Source organism: Butyrivibrio proteoclasticus (genome assembly GCF_900115735.1).
Classification (GTDB): domain Bacteria; phylum Bacillota; class Clostridia; order Lachnospirales; family Lachnospiraceae; genus Butyrivibrio; species Butyrivibrio proteoclasticus_B.
In genome coordinates, this window is the sequence record NZ_FOXO01000032.1 from 26,721 (window position 1) to 42,946 (window position 16,226).

General features: G+C 40.9%; 15 protein-coding genes, 1 tRNA gene and 1 rRNA gene. 16 read left to right on the plus strand and 1 reads right to left on the minus strand.

From position 1 onward, the window contains the following. The first annotated feature begins 30 nt into the window (after positions 1-30). The 7 genes from BM146_RS15685 (at position 31) to BM146_RS15715 (ending at position 6,930) form a co-directional block, all read left to right on the plus strand. The gene (locus BM146_RS15685) at positions 31-837 is read left to right on the plus strand and encodes a hypothetical protein (RefSeq protein ID WP_074891114.1); all 807 of its coding nucleotides are present in this window, start codon (positions 31-33) and stop codon (positions 835-837) included. Positions 838-937: 100 nt separating this feature from the next. Then, positions 938-1,741, plus strand: coding sequence for an FRG domain-containing protein (locus BM146_RS15690; protein ID WP_074891116.1), 804 nt, complete (start codon positions 938-940; stop codon positions 1,739-1,741). Between the two features lie 18 nt (positions 1,742-1,759). After that, positions 1,760-2,419 (plus strand): NUDIX hydrolase, encoded by a 660-nt coding sequence (locus BM146_RS15695; RefSeq protein WP_074891118.1) that lies wholly within the window; start codon positions 1,760-1,762, stop codon positions 2,417-2,419. Between the two features lie 159 nt (positions 2,420-2,578). After that, positions 2,579-4,201, plus strand: coding sequence for a hypothetical protein (locus BM146_RS15700; RefSeq protein ID WP_074891120.1), 1,623 nt, complete (start codon positions 2,579-2,581; stop codon positions 4,199-4,201). A gap of 29 nt (positions 4,202-4,230) precedes the next feature. Further along, entirely contained in the window at positions 4,231-4,932 is a 702-nt protein-coding gene (locus BM146_RS15705) for a LytR/AlgR family response regulator transcription factor (protein ID WP_074891123.1), read from the plus strand. A 118-nt stretch (positions 4,933-5,050) separates the two neighbouring features. Next, on the plus strand, positions 5,051-6,367 hold the full coding sequence (gene glnA, locus BM146_RS15710; protein WP_074891125.1) for a type I glutamate--ammonia ligase: 1,317 nt from the start codon (positions 5,051-5,053) through the stop codon (positions 6,365-6,367). A gap of 14 nt (positions 6,368-6,381) precedes the next feature. Continuing rightward, a complete protein-coding gene (locus BM146_RS15715; protein WP_074891128.1) occupies positions 6,382-6,930 on the plus strand; it encodes an ANTAR domain-containing response regulator in 549 nt (182 codons plus the stop codon). 65 nt (positions 6,931-6,995) lie between these two features. On the opposite strand, the gene BM146_RS15720 is transcribed toward BM146_RS15715, so the two are convergent. Beyond that, a tRNA-Ser gene (locus tag BM146_RS15720) sits at positions 6,996-7,084 on the minus strand. Positions 7,085-7,257: 173 nt separating this feature from the next. Between BM146_RS15720 and BM146_RS15725 the strand changes: the two genes are divergently transcribed. The 9 genes from BM146_RS15725 to BM146_RS15765 form a co-directional block, all read left to right on the plus strand. Next, entirely contained in the window at positions 7,258-9,126 is a 1,869-nt protein-coding gene (locus BM146_RS15725; RefSeq protein WP_074891130.1) for a sensor domain-containing diguanylate cyclase, read from the plus strand. A gap of 117 nt (positions 9,127-9,243) precedes the next feature. After that, positions 9,244-10,317, plus strand: a complete 1,074-nt coding sequence (locus BM146_RS15730; RefSeq protein ID WP_074891133.1) for a 6-phosphofructokinase — start codon at positions 9,244-9,246, stop codon at positions 10,315-10,317. Between the two features lie 40 nt (positions 10,318-10,357). Beyond that, complete coding sequence (dnaX, locus tag BM146_RS15735) at positions 10,358-11,959, plus strand: DNA polymerase III subunit gamma/tau (protein ID WP_074891135.1); 1,602 nt, start codon at positions 10,358-10,360, stop codon at positions 11,957-11,959. Positions 11,960-11,962: 3 nt separating this feature from the next. Further along, positions 11,963-12,310, plus strand: coding sequence for a YbaB/EbfC family nucleoid-associated protein (locus tag BM146_RS15740; protein WP_074891137.1), 348 nt, complete (start codon positions 11,963-11,965; stop codon positions 12,308-12,310). Further along, on the plus strand, positions 12,310-12,909 hold the full coding sequence (recR, locus tag BM146_RS15745) for a recombination mediator RecR (protein WP_022775781.1): 600 nt from the start codon (positions 12,310-12,312) through the stop codon (positions 12,907-12,909). Before BM146_RS15740 ends, recR begins: the two co-directional genes overlap by 1 nt. A 25-nt stretch (positions 12,910-12,934) precedes the next feature. Further along, a complete protein-coding gene (locus BM146_RS15750; RefSeq protein WP_074891139.1) occupies positions 12,935-13,975 on the plus strand; it encodes an aldose epimerase family protein in 1,041 nt (346 codons plus the stop codon). A 28-nt stretch (positions 13,976-14,003) separates the two neighbouring features. Beyond that, entirely contained in the window at positions 14,004-15,230 is a 1,227-nt protein-coding gene (locus tag BM146_RS15755) for a DUF5711 family protein (protein WP_074891141.1), read from the plus strand. A 9-nt stretch (positions 15,231-15,239) separates the two neighbouring features. Next, the gene (locus BM146_RS15760) at positions 15,240-15,707 is read left to right on the plus strand and encodes a CvpA family protein (protein WP_074891143.1); all 468 of its coding nucleotides are present in this window, start codon (positions 15,240-15,242) and stop codon (positions 15,705-15,707) included. Between the two features lie 454 nt (positions 15,708-16,161). Further along, a 16S ribosomal RNA gene (locus BM146_RS15765) occupies positions 16,162-16,226 on the plus strand; the annotation flags it as partial.

Sequence of the window (16,226 nt, forward strand, 5' to 3'; positions counted from 1 at the left end):
GTCTCATAACTTTTTTAATGGAGGGATATTATGAAAAAGACATTGGCAGTAGTTTTGACAATGGGTCTTGCGCTTTCATTCGTAGGATGTGGCAGCAAGGCAGCAACAGAGACTGCAGAGACAGCAACAGAGGCTGTATCAGAGGCAGTTGAGACAGCAACAGAAGCAGCATCAGAGGCAGCTGCAGAAGCAGTATCCGAGGCAGCAGAGGTTGTAGCAGATGATGCTAAGTCAGAAGGAGTTATGACATACGCTGAGTTCGCAGCAGCAGAGCTTGAGACAGAGGTTGTAGTTGAGACTTATGTACAGGCTAAGCAGTCATGGTGGGAAGACAAGGCAACTTTCTACACACAGGATCAGGACGGCGCTTATTTTATCTACGAGATGGCTTGCTCAGAGGACGATTACAACAAGCTTACACCTGGAACAAAGATCAAGGTTACCGGTGTTAAGTCTGAGTGGTCTGGTGAAGTAGAGATTGTTGATGCAACATATGAGATCGAGGAAGGCAACTTTGTAGCAGAAGCTAAGGACGCTACAGATCTTCTTGGCAAGGACGAGCTCATTGACCTTCAGAACCAGCTCGTATCTTTCAAGGATATGACAGTTGAGTCTGTTGCATTCAAGAACGAGCAGCCTGGAGATGACATCTATGTTACTCTTTCAAAGGATGGAAATAACTATGATTTCTGCCTTGAGTATTACTTAAATGGTAGCGACGAAGAGTTCTACAACCTTGTAAGTGGTCTTGAAGCAGGCACAGTAGTTGATGTTGAAGGATTCCTTTACTGGTACGAAGGTGCTAACCCACATATCACAAAGGTTACAGTTAAATAATTTTGTTTTAGTAAGTAATGCCCCACAGCGTGTGCTGTGGGGTTTTTTCATTTTATGATATACTTATTCTGACTGGAGATATTACTGAAAGGGATATGCAATGATAAAAGAGATACATATTGATACATTGGAAGAGTTGTTGCCTCTTTTGACAGAGCAGGAGTATAGACCGGATCTTGACAGGAACAGAAGTCCATACGTATATCGTGGAATGTCGGATTCATCCTTCAAGATGTATACGAGCCTTAGCAGAAACTGTAAGGGCCTTCAAAAGCAGCTTGAGCCGGCAATACTTGAAAACTTTGCCAAATATGCCATAAATGATGAGCCTTCAATAGGACATTCTGTCTGGAGGCAGATGATCCTCGGGCAGCACTACGGGCTTCCTACAAGACTTCTTGACTGGACGCAGTCAGCACTTGTTGGACTTAACTTTGCAACTACAGAAGAAAACCTTGAAGAAATGGACAAGCATGACTGTATGGTCTGGAGGATCAATATGTCAGAGCTTGTTGATCACCTTCCTGAACCTTACAAGTATGCGGTGAACAGAAAGCACTCGACCATTTTTACCGTTGACATGCTAAAAGAACTGACGGGAAACAGCCTAAAGCAGTACGATACTGATATGGGAGACTCTTCCATGGTCATAATCGAGCCACCATCACTTAATCAGAGAATTATAAATCAACATTCATTCTTCGCTGTAGTACCAACAGGAATTAAGGATATTGAGAAGTTCCTTTCGGACAACACAGAAGATACTGTCAAATATATTATTGATAAAAAATTAAGATGGCGTGTCAGAGATATGCTCGATCAGCTCAATATGAGTGAGCGAATCGTTTACCCGGGCCTTGAAGGCCTTTCAAAGTGGATAGCCCGCCATTATTATGTAAAATAAATTAAAGAGAGAATTGCCATGAACGGATATAACATTAAAAAAGACCAGGTAGAAACAGTATTGGACAAAAAGTTTTTGAGACTTTACGACCTTCATTATGAAGAGGGAAGGCATTATTTCGATGCTTCAAGAAGACCTCTTGAAGAGCTTGCAGCTTCCATGACAGAGGAGGAGTTTAAAAAAATGCTTCCTGATGCCGTAAGCTGTTTTGTGATAATAGAGAAAGATGGAGAGGAACCGGAGCTTCTTTTATCATATGAATACAGATACCCGACCGGGAGATTTCTCTTGGGAGTGCCGGCAGGGTTGGTTGATCCTGAAGATAAGGCAAAAGAGAATCCGCTGCTTGAGACAGCAAAAAGAGAGATATTCGAGGAAACAGGAATAACAGTCAGGAGTGACGTAGACAAAGTGTCAGTTGTGAACCCGCTTGTTTTCAGCACTCCGGGAATGACAGATGAAAGTAACGGTCTTGTTTCAGTGGTTTTGCGCAATCCTGACTTATCTAAACTTACTCAGGACGGGGCGTTGGGACAGGAGTGCTTTGACGGATTTGTTTTTGTCACAAAAGAAAAAGCTCATAACCTCCTAAAAGCTGGAGTGGATGATAATGGACATTTTTATTCAGTTTATACATGGGCAGCGATGATGTACTTTTTGTCTGACATGTGGAAATGATGTCTTACTTTTTATAACATAGGAAATTGCTTCCTATGTTATAAAAAATCGCTCCGCTAAGGATGCGCACTCGCGCGATTGGAAGATGTTGCATAAATGCAACCGCGCTCGGCGCGAGATGTCGCAAGCGACATTCTTTTTTATGAAAAGAGGGGAATTATGAAAAAGAGATTTTTGATATTACTGACAAGTTTAGCTTTAGTATCATCAATGGTTCCTGGCTGTGGAAAGCATGAGAACACAGATGGTGCAGCTGATACTGCGTCACAGGAGGAGAGTGTCCAGGAAACTGTAGAAAGTGAAAAGGCTTCTATTGAGCTTACCGGAACCCTGGATTTTGGCTGGGCTGTAGATCATATTTCAGATGAGGATTTTGGTGAAATGGCTCAGATCCTTGACGATGAGGCAATAGAAGATCTGCCTGGTGACAGCAGATTCCAGAGAGTTTACGGTGATCTTAGCATGGAAGTCAGCGTGTGGGATCTTCTTAGCGTCGGAGAGGGCAATAAGGACTATAACGACTATGGAACAGTGATCGTTACAGGCTCAGGGAAGACCAAAACAGTCTTCCCTGAAGTAAGACATGGGAGATGCCCGGCTGTAAATGCTGATTTTGATGAAAATACAATGTGGCTTGTGGGCGAAGCTATTTCAGAAAATGGCGTGTATGCAGAGATTCCGTATCTCTTTACAATTGATTCAGCAGGTGCTGAGATAATTTATGCTGTTGATCCTGTTCTTGTTCAGAATAAACTTCTTGAAATGCTTTCTGTAGAGTCAGATGACAGCACTATCTCTTTTAACTATGACGGAGATAAGCTCTACAGTATTGAGAATCCGGGAAATGTTACAAACATCTGTCTTGGTGATCACATCAGCTACTATTTAAACTCAGGTAATGACCTGATGGTGAAGGTTACTCCTGGTATTAAAGTTTCAGGAAACGATGATATTAGCTACGACAACATGCCTACATTCATTGCAAACGTGGTGCCGTCTATGGGTAGCGAGGGTGTATACGACGACTTTGAATTAAAGGCGCTTTCAGCTCTTTCTTATAACAAAGTTGACTTTGATAATCCAACAGCTCTCGATGATGCTATTTCATCAGCAATATTTAAGTCCAATGCTGGTGTTTATTACGAAGGCGAGCTTGCTGCAGAAGGCCATATCCTTATGAGCAGTGAAGAAGAGGGGCCTCAGGTTAAAGCCTACGTTCTTTCAATGTATGGTGAATATGAGTTCCAAAACGGAAACTTTGTTAAATGCGCAGGAAGCGGAGCTATTCCGACAGTTATCACGTTTGTCTTGAATGATTCCAAGGAATACACTATCGTGAGTTATGAAGAGGCTGAAGACGGAAGCGATTTTGTTCCTTCTATCAAGAAGATGTTCCCTGAGGATCTGTGGGCAAGATGCATATCAATTGAAGAAGATGATATGAGCGAGCTTGAAAAGATGGAGCGAGGTTACGCTGAAGAGTATGTTGAGAGCATCGGCAGAGAAAATGCAGAGATTGGCGATTATGCCGACTTTGAGTACACTTATGATGATGCCTATAATGTATCTGAAAAGGCTGCTAATGCTATGCTTGAAGCTCAGAGTACAGATCCTTTGGTCGGAAAATGCCCTATGTGGTATGGAAATCGCGAGGTCGTGGAAGAAGGAATCAGATACTTATACAAAAAAGAGTATGATGAGGCAGCAAAGAAAGTTATTTTCAGCAAAGTAGAGCAGGAGTCAGGAAAAGTGGTTGAATCCGCTGAGTACGATGCAAGATAAAACGTAAACGAACATAATTGGGGGATGAAATGTACAGAGTCGCAATATGTGATGATGAAAAAAGCTCTGCTGCTGAGGCGGCCGGACTTTTGGAAAAATACAAAAGGTCAAAACCAGGTGTGGAATTTAAACTGGACATTTTTAATTCATCCATAGAGCTTTTGGGGGCCATGGAAAAAGAAAGTTATGACATTTATCTTTTGGACATATATATAGATAAGATGAATGGCATAGAAATCGCTGATACCATAAGAAAAAGTGACAATAGCGGTCAGATCATATTTATGACTTCTTCAAATGCCTTCTATAAAGATGCATTCAGAATTCATGCTGTGCATTATCTGGAAAAACCTATCCTTGAGGAGGAGTTTTTTTCAGCCATGGACAGAGTTTGCGTGCAAGAGGAAGTGAAGTTTCTTACAGTCAGGGATAGCGGCGAAATAAGCAGGATTCCTGTGGACGAGATTCTTTATATACAGTCAGAGGATCACTACAAGAGAATCATGACTGAGAAAAAGAGCTATCTTGTAAGGAGCACGATGCAGATGCTCATGGATGACCTTGGTGATGTTCCGTATTTTTATCTTCTTGGGAAAAATGTCATTATCAATCTGAAAAAGATATTGAGAATAACCAAGGCTTCACTTGTTATGGAAGATGGAACAGAGTATTCAGTTCCAAGAGGAACCTACAGGGTGATCAGCGAGCTTGTTTTGCAGTATAGTTTCTAAAATATTCGTTGACACTCTCTAAAAAAGAAAATAAGATAATAACCATAGTGGCAAGGGCGCCAAAACAATGATCTGAGAAATCGTTTGTTTTGTGCGCCATTTTTGTTAGGAGGGAAAAATGAGCAAGTATACCAGAGAGGATATCATACGTATTGTTGAAGAAGAGGATGTAGCTTTTATCAGGCTCCAGTTCTGTGACCTTTTCGGAGTTCCCAAGAATATTGCAATTCCTTCAAGTGGACTTGAAAAGGCTCTTGATAATAAGTATGTCTTTGACGGAATCTCTGTTGAGGGTTTCGTCAGAAATGAAGAGAGCGATATGTATCTTTATCCTGATCTTGATAGCTTTGAGATATATCCTTGGAGACCACAGGCAGGGAAAGTAGCCCGCATGTTCTGTAACGTTTACACCGCAGATAACAAGCCCTTTTCCGGAGATCCCAGATATGTTTTAAAGCAGGTGGTTGAGAAGGCTTGTGGAATGGGCCTTAACATCAAGGTTAATCCGCTTCCGGAGTTCTTTTTATTTGATTATGACGATAACGGCCAGCCTACTACAGACACTAAGGAAAGAGCCGGATATTTTGACGTTGCGCCTCTTGATCAGGGCGAAAATGTCAGAAGAGAGATAATCCTCAATCTTGAAGAGATGGGTTTTAATATCTCATCTTCACATCACGAGATTGCGCCTGCGCAGCACGAAATTCAGTTTGGTAGCGAAGAGGCAGTAAGGGCAGCTGACATGGTAATGACTTTTAGGATGGCAGTTAAGACTATTGCCAAGAAGCATGGTCTCTATGCTACGTTTATGCCAAAACCTGTTGAAGGAATCAGCGGTTCAGGAATGCATATGAGCTTTATAGCAGAGGATAAAGATGGAAAGAATATCTTTGCATATGAGAATGGGGCTTTATCTGAGACTGCAAAGCAGTTTGTTGCAGGGATTCTTTATCACGTTAAAGGAATGACTCTTATAACGAACCCTATCGTAAATTCGTATAAAAGGTTAGTGCCGGGTTATGACGCTCCTGTAGATATATCATGGTCTTCAAACTCGGCAAACAGAAGCGCGCTTATTCGTATATCAAGTGATCTTGACTTAAATCCTCAGGTTGAAGTAAGAAATCCTGACGCAACCTGTAATCCATACCTTGCCATAGCTCTTTTGATGGCAGCAGGCCTTGATGGTATTGAAAAGAAAATGACACCACCGGAAGCTGTTTCCACAAGAAATGCCGGAGCAGAACAAGAGCTCGATGTACTTCCTCTGACACTTGGTGAAGCAATCTATGCTTATCAGTCAGACTCTTTTGTAAAGGAAATTCTTGGAGATGAGATCTATAACAAGGTGCTCACAGCCAAGAGGGCAGAGTGGAAAGAATTCAGAACCTGTGTAACAAAATGGGAAATTGATAAGTACCTTAATAATTTCTGATCGAGGCAGTTTGGGTGAATATTATCGTAGCTTTTGCAAAGCCTGAGGATGCTCAGAATATAAAAAGCATATTGTTGCGTGGCGGGTATGATAATGTCATTGCCTGTACCACTGGGGTAAAGGCACTTTCGGCCATGGAGAATCTCGGAAGCGGAGTCATTGTATGTGGCTACCGCTTAAGTGACATGCTCTATTCTGACCTTGCAGAGGACCTTCCCGGGTATTTCCAGATGCTTATGGTTGCATCCGCTGATAAGGCGCCTTTTGACAATTTTGGAGAGAAACTCATGTTTTTGCCGTCGCCATTCTCCAAAAATGATTTGTATACTACGATAAACATGATGCTTGAGGGAGTAACCCTCTCTCGCAAGAAGGCGAAACAAAAGAGGCTGCATAAAAGTGAAGCTGATAAAAAGATTATTTCAAAGGCAAAAGAGTTACTGATGGAAAGACATCATATGACTGAACCTGAAGCACATAAATATTTGCAGAAATGTGCAATGAATTCGGGAACAACAATGCTTGAAGCTGCTGAGATGGTGATTTCTCTAAATAGTATTTAAGAATTATGCATTCTTGAATCAACAATTCAAGAATGCATAGTCGCCTGAAGAACTGAATATATAAACGGAGTTGAGGGGATTTGAACCCCTGCGCCGGACGAGCCGACCTACCGGATTTCGAATCCGGACCCTTCAACCACTTGGGTACAACTCCATAAAAACCGCTGCATACTATCTGCAGCGGTTTTTATTATACTTTTTTAGCGAACATGCGTCAATGGATTGGTTTATATTTTGTTTCGATTTTTATTAGTGTTTTGTTATAGAAGTGTGCGTAAAAACATTATAAAATGTATGTGTAAAAGTGCGTTTTTATAAAGGGGGTTTATGCTAAACAAGAAAAAGATAATAAGAATAATCCCATTTTTCTTTTGGCCGGTAATAATACTAGTGGCTTTCTTTTGGGTTTATTCAAGCTATGAAAACCTTTATTTGAAGAATATTGAGTATAGAGGCGCTAAAACTACCAGTGATATAGCAGACTCTTTTTTGACTTATCTGGGTAATATCGATAATACCCTGAAGTCCTGTGCATCTTCAGCGGAATACATGATGGCTAAAGGAGCCTCAGAGGAAGAAATCAGGGATTACCTTGTATATGAATCTGGAAACCTTGGAATTATCACAAGGACCGGATCAAAGGGCGTTTTTGGGGTATTTAAAGGTGAATTTTTGGATGGCGTTAATTGGACCCCGGATAGTTCTTATGATGCAACCGGGCGTTTATGGTATACCGAGGCAGTCAAAAATGCAGGAAGGTATGCGTTTGTTGGCCCATATTATAACCTTAGGACCCAGGATTATGTGATTACAGTAAGCAAGCTCCTAAAGGATGGGGAGAGCGTTATCGCTTTTGCTATTGACTATGTAACATTTAAGGATATGACAACAAAACCTCTTGGAAATGATGAGACGCGTACGGTCCTGATAATGGACGATTCGGGTGCTGTTATCTGTAATTCCAAAGATGATGAAATGGGAGTTGATTACGCGGCGTCAGAAGACCAGTTTAAACGGGAAATATACAATGCATGGAGAAATAATCGCGGAAAGAGCACATATCAGCTTAGGAACGATGGGTGGTGGAACGACGATGACTTTATCATATCTCAGAGGCATTTGCTGTATAACCTCAACGTTCTGACTATTACAGATGCCAATGCTGAAATGGATGAACTGAAAAAGACAGCATTACTGCTGGGAGCAGTACTGTTTTTGGCACTTGTTATCTCTTTTGTCCTGAATCAAAGGAAGTACCATAAGGACCATGAATCCTTTATCAACGCCAGAGACCTTAACGCTGTGGCGAACATTTACGGGACAATTGTAAGAATTGATCTGGATAAGGATCAACTTGAAATAATCTTTTGCAGGGACTATAGCATTGCAAGTACTCTTGAGGAAGGACGCTATCACGCACGTGAAACTGTTGCGGAAGTTACGGGTAAATTTGTAGCAGACAGATCATATGAGATGATGAAGGAGTTTATGGATTTTTCGTCGTTGAATAATAGACTGAAGGGCAAACAGACCCTTACATTAGAATTTCTAAACTATGATCATGTCTGGTATCGTGGCAGATTAATTGTGGCGGAAAGAGATCAGGATGAGAAAGTCACCAGCGTAATATTTGCGTCTGAGATAATCGATGAAGAAAAGCGCGTAAGAGATAAGTACCAGTATCTTGCTGAAACCGATCAGCTCACCGGGATTAATAATCGTGGAAGCGGAGAGAGAAAGATTCGCGACCTTTTACAGAAAAATGTCGGCGGAATGTTCTTCTTGTTTGACGTAGATAAATTCAAGCTTGTAAATGATAATTTTGGCCACGATGTTGGAGATGAAGTACTTGTTGGGATAGCTGAGATGATGAAGCGTCTGTTCAGGGAAAAAGACATCGTGATGAGACTTGGCGGTGATGAGTACGCAGCCTATATGCCTGGCGTTTTCAGCAAAGAAGATGGCGAACTTATCATGAAGCGTCTGATAGACAGCATACATGACATGGACATTGAGAAACTTCAGGGAAGACAGATAGATATCAGTGTTGGTGCGGCTATCTATCATCCTGCTGACTCATATTCATTTGGCGAGTTATATAAAAGAGCTGATAATTGCGCTTATGAGAGTAAAAAGATTTCGGGTTCTGCGGTGACATTTTATGAGCGTGATGATGAAGAAAGTACTAGAAAATAGCATGGGAGCGGACGTGCGTATTACTTGGCATTAACTACATTTTTTTGTATAATTGTCATTGATATGTGCGATTACAAATAACAATTTAGCATATTTATTCAAAGGAGGCCTATTCACATGATGAGAATCGGTATGTTGACAAGCGGTGGCGACTGTCAGGCTTTGAATGCAGCAATGCGCGGCGTTGTAAAGTGTATTGCGCACAGCGGTGAGGAAGTTGAGTTCTACGGATTTAAAAATGGCTATAAAGGACTTATTTATGGCGATTTCAGAATGCTTACTTCCCATGATTTTTCAGGTATTCTGACTAAAGGTGGCACCATTCTTGGTAGCTCAAGAACGCCTTTTAAGACTATAAGAGAACCTGATGAAAACGGTCTTGATAAAGTTGAGGCCATGAAGCAGAATTATTACAAACTGCAGTTGGATTGTCTTGTGGTTCTCGGTGGCAATGGTTCTCAGAAAACAGCTAATCTTTTGAGTGAAGAGGGACTTAATGTGGTATCTCTTCCCAAGACTATCGACAATGATCTTTGGGGAACTGATATGACATTTGGTTTCCAAAGCGCTGTGGATGTTGCAACACAGGTAATTGACAATATACATACGACGGCAGATTCTCATGGCCGTGTTTTTATCATAGAAGTTATGGGACATAAGGTTGGATGGCTCACTCTCAATGCAGGACTTGCAGGAGGCGCTGACGTTATTCTGATTCCGGAGATTCCTTACGATATCAACAAGATTTGTGAGGCTATCGAGGCTAGAGATAAGAGAGGCAGCAGATTTACCATTATTGCAGTTGCTGAAGGAGCTATCTCCAAGAAGGATGCAAAATTATCCAAGAAAGAATACAAGGAAAAGATGGCAAACTACAAATATCCTTCAGTTTCTTATGAGATAGCAGAAGCTATACAGAAAAAGAGTGGACATGAAGTGAGAGTTACCGTTCCCGGGCACATGCAAAGAGGCGGAGCTCCGGATCCTTATGATCGCGTATTTGCTTCAAGACTTGGTGCAGAGGCCGGTCAACTTATTCTCGACAAAGAATATGGCTATATGGTAGCTTACAAGAACAGAGAGATCGTCAAAGTTCCTCTTAATGAAATAGCTGGTAAGCTAAAATATGTATCGCCTGATGCCAGCATCATAAAAGAAGCCAAGATGCTTGGCGTGTGCTTTGGGGATTAAAGTGATATAAAAGTTTTGTTATAGGTGGAAGTTGTTTTAAATGGGTTATGTAGCTCTTTACAGAAAATTCAGACCTCCTGTTTTTGAAGATGTAAAAGGACAGGATCATATAGTTACAACACTTAAGAATCAGATTAAATCTGACAGAGTTGGACATGCTTACCTGTTCTGCGGAACCCGCGGAACAGGTAAGACTTCTGTTGCGAAGATTCTTGCCAAGGCAGTCAACTGCGAACATCCGGTGGATGGCAGCCCTTGCGGTGAATGTGAGATGTGCAGGGAGATTGCAGCCGGAAACAGCATGAATGTTATAGAGATTGACGCTGCTTCCAACAATGGTGTTGATAACGTCAGAGAGATTATTGACGAAGTTTCCTACTCTCCAACAAAGGGTAAAAGAAAAGTCTATATTATTGATGAGGTGCACATGCTTTCAGCAGGTGCCTTTAATGCGCTGCTCAAAACACTTGAGGAGCCACCTTCATATGTTATGTTCATCCTGGCTACAACAGAAGTTCAAAAGATTCCTATCACTATTTTATCCAGATGTCAGAGATATGACTTTCACAGGATTACCATTGATACTATAGAGGGTAGACTTCGGGAAGTAGTGGACTCTGAAGGTATTACAGTAGAGGAGCGTGCTCTGCGATACATAGCCAAAACTGCTGATGGATCCATGAGAGACTCACTTAGCCTTCTGGATCAGTGTCTTGCTTTTAATTATGGGCAGGAACTTACTTACGACAAGGTGCTTGGCGTTCTTGGTGCTGTTGATACAGAAGTTTTCAGCAGACTTTTTAATGCACTCTACAGACAGGATGCCAATGAGGCACTTACCATTTTGGCAGACATCGTAATACAGGGTAGAGAATTAAACCAGTTTGTAAATGATTTTGTGTGGTATCTCAGAAACCTTATGCTGGTTCAGGCTTCAGACCAGATGGAGGATGTTATTGACATTTCTTCTGATAATCTGAAGGCCTTAAAAGAGCAGGCTGAAGGCGCAGATATAGATACGGTCCTAAGATACATCAGGATTTTTTCTGAGTTGTCATCACAACTTAGATATGCAACTCAAAAACGTATAATAATAGAAATAACATTGATAAAAATATGTAAACCTCAGATGGACAAAGCTGAAGATGCTCTGGAGGACAGATTAAGAGTTTTAGAACAGCACGATGAGGAACACACCAAGCTTTTAAAGGGAATTCAGTCAGGCCAGGTATCGGTTGTAGCCGGAGCGGCAGCAGCTTCCGCTGGAAAGCCTGTTTCCCAGGGACAAAAGAAAACCCTGGACAGGGCAGTCCCTGAAGATATAAAAAGACTTGTAAATGATTGGCCAAGGATACTTGCCAGAATGGAAAACCCTATGAAGACTTACCTGCAGAAAGCAAGGTTAAGTCTTGGCAACAACGATATTCTGCAGATTGTCTTTGACAATAAGCAGTTATCAGATAAATATTCAAATGGTACATCATCTGAGGAATTGCAGGATGTGCTGGATCAGGCTCTTGGGAAACACGTTGAATTTGAGACCAGATTCATAGAGCCACAGGTTGTATTTGAAGAAAACTATGTAAATCTACAGGCTATAAACTTTGATATAGTTACTGAGGATGAAGAAAAGGAGAATTAAGAAATGGCAAAACGCGGAGGATTTCCGGGTGGTGGAATGCCCGGTAACATGAGTAATTTAATGAAACAGGCGCAGAGAATGCAGCGTCAGATGGAGGAAGGACAGAAAGAACTTGAGACAAAAGAATTCACTGCTAAAGCTGGCGGCGGAGCAGTTGAGGCAACTGTTTTTGGAAATAAAACTGTGAAGAGCATCGTGATCTCTCCTGATGCTGTTGATCCTGATGATGTAGAAATGCTTCAGGATATGATAGTAGCTGCTGTTAACGAAGCGATGAAGCAGGCTGAAGAAGCAAGCGGAGCTATGCTTGGCAAAATGACAGGCGGTCTTGGCGGAGGATTTCCTTTCTGATGGATCTATACAGCGGACATATTAACCGACTGATTGACGAACTGGCTTCATTGCCCGGAATAGGAGGCAAGTCTGCACAAAGGCTTGCTTTCTATATTATAAATCTTCCGAAAGACAGGGTTAAGAAGCTGGCAGACTCAATAACAAATGCACGTGAAAATGTGCATTACTGTAAAGTGTGTTGCACCCTTACGGATGACGATATCTGTCCAATATGCAATAATCCTAACAGAGATCACAAGACCATCATGGTCGTGGAAAATGCGAGGGATTTAGCAGCATATGAGAAGACCGGTAAGTTTGAAGGGGTATATCATGTTTTGCATGGAGCAATTTCACCGATGCTTGGGATTGGACCTGGTGACATTCGTCTCACAGAGCTTATGCAGAGACTTCAGACAGAGGATGTTGAAGAAGTCATCGTTGCTACCAATTCCAGCCTTGAGGGCGAAACAACTGCTATGTATATAAGCAAACTCGTTAAACCTACGGGGATAAAGGTTACGAGGATTGCCAGTGGTGTTCCGGTTGGCGGTGATCTTGAATATATTGATGAAGTTACACTTTTAAGAGCGCTAGAGGGAAGAACAGAACTATAATCGCACTTAAATTGGAGGAAAAATCATGGGAGTAAGAAAAGAACTTGTTGGAAATGCACCTGGCGGAGAGCAGGTACACGCATATCACATCAGCAATGACAATATGGAAGTTGTTGTTCTTGATTATGGCTGCATAATCAGAAACATTATTGTTCCTGATAAGAATGGTAATAAAATAGATGTTGCTCTGGGATATGCAGATCTTGATGGTTATTTTGTAAATGACTGTTTTCTTGGAGCTACAGTAGGACCAACAGCTAATAGAATTGCAAATGCAAAATATAGCATAGAAGGAAGAGAGTTTAATCTTCCTGTTAATGATGGAGTGAATAATCTTCACACAGATATGGAAAAAGGATTCCATAAGCGCGTATGGAAGGGCGAGGAAAGTGATAATTCAGTTAAATTCACTTTGGAGTCTTCAGATGGCGATATGGGATTTTCAGGAAACAGAGTATTTACTCTTGTTGTTTCTTTATCAAAAGAAAATGAGCTGTCTCTTCATTACCATGCTACAAGTGATGCAAAGACACTTATAAATATGACAAACCATTCATACTTTAATCTTGGTGGACACAATTCGGGAAGCATTCTTGAACATACACTTAAACTTAATGCTGTTCAGTATACACCTGTAATTGATTCAGCAGCTATTCCTACAGGTGAGATTGCTTCTGTAAAAGGTACACCATTTGATTTTACTGAAGGTAAGACAATTGGCAGAGATGTAAATGCTGATGACGCACAGCTGAAATTTGTAGGCGGCTACGATCATAACTTTGTGGTAGATGGAGCAGATGGTACACTTAAAGAGTTTGCAGTGGCTTCTTCTCCGGATACAGGAATTACTATGAAATGTTTTACAACACTTCCTGGATTTCAGCTATATGTGGGCAACTTCCTTAAAGCAAACAATGCAAAAGATGGTGCGACATATGAGCCAAGAAACGGATTTTGCCTTGAAACACAGTTCTATCCCGATTCAATAAATCAGCCTTCTTTCCCTCAGCCGGTATTTGGCCCTGAGAAAGAATATGATACAGAGACTGTGTATCAGTTTTGTTGAATAATAAATAGTTATACGGAGAAAAGATTTGGCGGAAGTAAAAGATTTTAGCGCTTATGCCGGAAAAATAAATAAAACTGAAGGTGACAAAACATCTTTTACCAGGGAAACTTCTTATAAAGAAAAAATCAGAAGTCATAAGCTGGCAGTCTTTTTCAGAACAGTGAGTGTTGCGGCTATTGTCATATTACTTGTTGCGGCAATCTACATAAGTTGGAGAGATAAAGAGTATTCAGAGGCAACGCTTACGCAAGGGGCAGGAATAACAAATGGCGCTGATGCTAAGGTCATAGGACTTGGCGGATATATAGTCCAGTACAGTAAAGATGGTATAAGCTGTATTGATGAAAATGGTAAGGTTCTTTGGAATCAGACCTATGAAATGCAAAATCCAATAGCGCATACATGCCAGAATGTGATAGCTGTGGGAGATTATAATGGTCATAACATCTATGTGAGTAGTGCCGGTGGAGCGATGGGAGAAATTGATACGAACCTCCCTATAAGGGATTTTTGTGTATCTGCTCAGGGCGTTGTGGCGGTAGTGCTTGACGGAACAGATGTGACATGGATTTACTTATATGATTCAAAGGGAAATGCCATTGCTAACTTTAAGACCACAATGAAAGACAGTGGGTATCCTATAAGTGTAAGCATTTCTCCAAATGGCGAATTGGTTGGCGTTTCGTATATATATCCTGAAGACGGCACAGTTAAAACTAGTGTGGCATTTTTTAACTTTGGTTCTGTAGGGCAGAATTCAATTGATAATTATGCCAGCGGCTATGATTATCCTGGTGTGGTTGTTCCTTATGTTCAGTTTATGAATTCGAGCTCCGTATTTGCTGTTTCGGATGACAGAATAATGTTTTATACAGGAGAAGAAAAGCCTGTCAGTCAAAGCGAGAACTTTACCGGAAACGAGCAGGTCAGATCGGTATATTTTAATGATTACTATGTGGGACTTGTTTTTTCTAACAGCACTGAAGAGGGAAATTACAGACTGCAGGTATATAACACATCCGGAGAATTATCTCTCACTACATATTTTGACATTGATTACTCTGAAATCATATTCAGTAATAAGCAGATCATCATTTATAATGAAGATGAGTGCGTGATAAAAGATATGAACGGACACGATAAGTTTTCTGGAGTTTTCGAGGAGCCTGTAAGAACTCTGGTACCAACCAATCTGAGAAACAAATTTGTGCTTGTTACTGCGGATAGCGTTGATACATATACATTAAAGTAAGGGTGACATATGAACTTTGATATTTCACAGGTGGTTTTGACAATAGTAGTTGTCTGCCTATTTCTTTGGAGAATATCATATGGAAAAAATAATGGCCTGTTTGCGGAAGCGGCAGGCCTTATTGCTGTTTTTGCGGCATTTGCTTCTGTGTACTATGTTACAAATATAGCTGGAAGCGTGCTTAATCAAAATTATGGAGTGATAATTCCCAAAATAGGCTATTTATTGGTTGCATTTGTGGTATACAAAATCATGACTGCCATAGGAGATGCTTTTAAGAAAATGAGAAATGTGCCAATATTCGGGGCAATGGATAGATTTTTGGGGGCAATTCTTGGTGCAGTTGAGGCTATGGCTATCATATATCTAATAGAATATGTGACAGATATAGAGATAATAACCAGTACAATAACTGTTTTAATGCAGCTTTACGCTAGTGTTTATGAAGCTTTTGGTAAAAGTTTTATAAATAATTAAAAAAAGTGTTGCATTGCAAAATGAGTAGTGCTATACTTTGACTTACCCGTTGCGGAGGAAACAACCTCAGTAAATAAGCGGATTTTTGACAATCAATCATTTTGATGAGTCGAAAAAATAAAAAAAGTTGTTGACAAACATCTGAAGCTGCGATATACTAAACGAGTTGCTGCTGAAGAGCACAACAACAAAGCACCTTGACAAATAAACAGTAATGCAACCCTGAAAAATTCCAAAAAGCAATGAGCATTGTGGAATCAGGAAAGCAGAAATCGAATGAGCTTGCTCAATGAGATTTATGATTGACTGATTACATTTTGCGAATGCAAAAGCTTGGGAATTACGAAGTAATTCGCAAGACCAATGCTCAAAAGAGAATTTATTCAGAACAAAGAAATAGTAAATAACGGACAGAACAAAAGCCAAGCTTAAGTTCTAGCCTGATCAAACTTTTAAACGTGAGAGTTCGATCCTGGCTCAGGATGAACGCTGGCGGCGTGCCTAACACATGCAAGTCGA

What these genes read in the sequence shown, in the direction of transcription:
- BM146_RS15685 (WP_074891114.1), top strand. Translation starts at nt 31, where the DNA reads ATGAAAAAGACATTGGCAGTAGTTTTGACAATGGGTCTTGCGCTTTCA.
- BM146_RS15690 (WP_074891116.1), top strand. Translation starts at nt 938, where the DNA reads ATGATAAAAGAGATACATATTGATACATTGGAAGAGTTGTTGCCTCTT.
- BM146_RS15695 (WP_074891118.1), top strand. Translation starts at nt 1,760, where the DNA reads ATGAACGGATATAACATTAAAAAAGACCAGGTAGAAACAGTATTGGAC.
- BM146_RS15700 (WP_074891120.1), top strand. Translation starts at nt 2,579, where the DNA reads ATGAAAAAGAGATTTTTGATATTACTGACAAGTTTAGCTTTAGTATCA.
- BM146_RS15705 (WP_074891123.1), top strand. Translation starts at nt 4,231, where the DNA reads ATGTACAGAGTCGCAATATGTGATGATGAAAAAAGCTCTGCTGCTGAG.
- glnA (WP_074891125.1), top strand. Translation starts at nt 5,051, where the DNA reads ATGAGCAAGTATACCAGAGAGGATATCATACGTATTGTTGAAGAAGAG.
- BM146_RS15725 (WP_074891130.1), top strand. Translation starts at nt 7,258, where the DNA reads ATGCTAAACAAGAAAAAGATAATAAGAATAATCCCATTTTTCTTTTGG.
- BM146_RS15730 (WP_074891133.1), top strand. Translation starts at nt 9,244, where the DNA reads ATGATGAGAATCGGTATGTTGACAAGCGGTGGCGACTGTCAGGCTTTG.
- dnaX (WP_074891135.1), top strand. Translation starts at nt 10,358, where the DNA reads ATGGGTTATGTAGCTCTTTACAGAAAATTCAGACCTCCTGTTTTTGAA.
- BM146_RS15740 (WP_074891137.1), top strand. Translation starts at nt 11,963, where the DNA reads ATGGCAAAACGCGGAGGATTTCCGGGTGGTGGAATGCCCGGTAACATG.
- recR (WP_022775781.1), top strand. Translation starts at nt 12,310, where the DNA reads ATGGATCTATACAGCGGACATATTAACCGACTGATTGACGAACTGGCT.
- BM146_RS15750 (WP_074891139.1), top strand. Translation starts at nt 12,935, where the DNA reads ATGGGAGTAAGAAAAGAACTTGTTGGAAATGCACCTGGCGGAGAGCAG.
- BM146_RS15760 (WP_074891143.1), top strand. Translation starts at nt 15,240, where the DNA reads ATGAACTTTGATATTTCACAGGTGGTTTTGACAATAGTAGTTGTCTGC.